Origin of the sequence: Bacillus sp. AF62 (genome assembly GCF_050312695.1) — a bacterium.
Taxonomy (GTDB): domain Bacteria; phylum Bacillota; class Bacilli; order Bacillales; family Bacillaceae_G; genus Bacillus_A; species Bacillus_A cereus.
Genome location: NZ_JBNPJZ010000177.1, coordinates 1 through 3,275 on the forward strand (window position 1 = coordinate 1; position 3,275 = coordinate 3,275).

The window sequence follows — 3,275 nt, forward strand, 5'->3', positions numbered from 1 at the left end:
ATTATGTTCATCCATCCCAAACACCCGATACAAAGAAAAATACTGATACTCACCATTTTCATACAAGTTAATCCCCAATGTTTCATATCTATATCGCTCCTTTTTTTCATGAAAAGATAGTAAAGCCCTATAAAACTAGGACTCTACTCCCCCTTTTTTGGTGGCTCCAAACCATCTAAGTTTTGTGGATCACTAGGCGGAATCCAGTTTTCACTTCCAACCGCTATAGCTCCATATTGTATATCTGGCGTATCGGTCGTTACCGCTTGTTCTTGAATCGGCTCATTTTTGCTTACTTCTTTCTCATTTACTTGTGCCAAATCAGAAGTGGTAACGGATTCTGTTGGGATGAATGAGTCAGAAGAGTTTGACGTTTGTACAGTTGACTCGACATCTATATCAGATTTTTTGCGACAATTTCCCCCGCTTCATTCACTTTTGCAGGAATAGCGTCTGGAATGTCTGCACTTGTTGTTTCTGGTGTATGAGGGACAATGACACCTTCCTCATTTACATCTGCACGAATTGTATCTGGTATTAAAGGTTCATTTGCCTCTGTTTCAATTGGCGTTGAGATTTCTTGTTGTGGAATATGTGTTGAAGTTTCCTGTTCTGGCTGTATTTCTTCTCTTGAAATTTCCATCGGGATTTCTTCTGTTGGAATGCCTTGTTGTGGGATATCGGATGGGATTTCTTTAAATGTTTCTTGATCTGCTGGTACTTCCTCTAATGGAAGTTCTTGCGTTGGTACTTCTGTCTGGATTTCTTCATACACTCCCATATCGCTCGGAACTTCTTCAAGTGGTATTCCTTGTTCTGGTACCTCTGTTTGGATTTCTTCATATGCTTCCATATCAGTTGGAACTTCTTCTAATGGCATTTCTTGCTCTGGTACTTCTTGTTGTACCTCTTCATGTACTTCTATATCAGTCGGAATTTCTTCTAATGGAACTTCTTGTTCTGGTACTTCTGTTTGAATTTCTTCATAAGCCTCCATACCAGCTTGTGTTTCTTCCCCAGTTGGGATTTCCTCATCTTCTAAAGATACAAGCTCTGGTTGAACCTCCATTTCTGATTCTTCTACCTCTGTTCCTTCTTGTTGTCCTTCCATTTCTTGTTCTAATGCTTCTTTATCTAAGCTGATAAGGTCTTGTTGCACTGGCGCCTCTTCCTCACCTGGTAACGTTTGTTCTTTTCCTTCCTCTCCTTGCTGTGGTAAATTCCCCTGTTTATCACGATCCTGTAAGGAAATAAGGTTTCCTTTCTTTTGATTTTCTTCTTTTTCTTGTTCCGCTTGATTATTTGGTAAATCGTTCGGTATATTTGCTTGCACTAACGGGTTAGCTTTTGCCTTTTCGTCGTCTGTCCCTGCATTTTCTAACTGTCCGCCTGCCGCCGCTAATTCAGCCGCGCTGTTAAAATGTGCTCCCATTTTGTCTCCAATATAAGACATTGTGTTTCCAGCGTACTCTTTTCCTTTATCTACAAAGTTTTCAGTCATAAGAGATATATTTGTGACTGTTTCATACACGCCACGTACTCGACTAAAGGCCGCAACAATATTTCCTCTAAACAGATAGCAAAGAACAAAAACAAGAATTTGGAAAATCATTGTAGACACATACCCTGCAACTCCCGCTTCTGGTAATACGTATAGTAGTTCTGCTATCGTAAAGATGATGACAAGCATAACAGACATAAAGATTTTTAATGCCAATGGTCGAATCCATTGTGAAGCCCAGCTTTCAATTACTCTGCGGTGTCCTGGCAATAAAGCCACCGCCATGACGATTGGTGAGATAATACTCATGACAAGGAACCATAATTGGAATGCTACAATCAGTAAACAAAACGCGATTACTGGAACACCTGCGAATGTATTCACAACATAATACATGATTGTAAATACAAGGCGCTCTCCTACAGAAGAGATAACCATCATTTGGTTTCCATCATCTGTTACTTCTTTTCTAACCAAATCATCACGCTCTTTACCTGGTGCTTTCGCTAATAATCCATCTACTCTTTTAGCTCCTATTTTTTCTTTTGAATCTTCTCCATACTGTAAAAATAAATATGGTCGTTCAACTAACAAATCCCAAATTTGCTTTTTCACTGAAAAGATTGCATCCGCTTTAGAGCGTCCTGGATCACCCGCAACCGTTCCCGTCGCTTTTGCTAACACCGTTACACTAATTTCAGAACTAATCGTATTCGCACTTTTTAAAATCGTACTTGCGTTTCCAATGTACGTAACAATAAAAGCAATAACAAGTACCGTTTTCACTAACTCACTTAAACCTTTTGATGGTTGGCGCTTAATAAAGAAGATATAGCCTGCGTAACAAGCTGATAACACACATGCAATGCCGATAATTGCTGGGAATAGCCCAGAAGATAAAAAGCCGCCTTTTTCAATACCAGCAATATTTTGCATAGCCGCTCCTAATTTATCCGCTACCGCATCTACAATATCCAGGTTCAACGCTTGATCGACTAAAAAAATTGTTAATTGGCCGAGAATCACATTTAACTGAAAAGCCATATTTCCAAACCATTGACAGGTTGTATATAACATTCTTTGCAGGTCTTTTCCTACACTATCATCACCGAACAAATACCCACCAACTTTTTGAAACACGTTTTTATCGTCTTCTTTCGGCTGGTACGTATCTATTTCGTAATACTTATCTTTGTAAATCCCATCTGTGTACCCACTAAATAGATTTTCAGAAATTCGCGCCCCTTTTTGTTCCTGTTTTTCTTCCTTTTTTGTATCTTCCGCTAGGGCTACATGAGGCCCTAACGGAAGTAAAAAGAATACAAGAATCATACAAATAGAGAAAAGTTTTTTCATTCCTTTTGCCCCCATTTATGAACATGAACTGGCTCTATACTTCCCACAATAGAATCTAAACTATTATGGCCATCCCAGTTCCATTCGTAATTTTTCCATTTCCTGTCCTTTTCATCTTTTACTACTTTCAATTTCATTCCCATCTGTGCATTTTCTACAGGGTCAAAATATTTCACACGATAGTAATACTCATTTTCTTCTTCTTTTAAGTCAAACCGATATAGGTCATATCGCTCTTTCATTCCCTGACTAGCACCTGGATGTTTAATTCGATCTTCTCCAAAATCAAATTTTTTGTATTGTAATTCATTCAATTTTTTTCTATCCATTTCAATATAGGCTCTTAGAACCTGTTTAGAATCTATGGTATAATCTGTACAAAAAAGGATATTTTCTATGATACATAATTATACAAGTA

The 3,275-nt window shown here is 38.2% G+C and carries 2 pseudogenes; both read right to left on the reverse strand.

The features are described from left to right. Nucleotides 1-143: 143 nt before the first annotated feature. Nucleotides 144-2,857: pseudogene (locus ACQRBL_RS31995) on the reverse strand (CD3337/EF1877 family mobilome membrane protein). Next, a pseudogene (locus ACQRBL_RS32000) lies at nucleotides 2,854-3,204 on the reverse strand (hypothetical protein); the annotation flags it as partial. The pseudogenes ACQRBL_RS31995 and ACQRBL_RS32000, both read right to left, overlap by 4 nt. Between the last annotated feature and the right edge of the window lie 71 nt (nucleotides 3,205-3,275).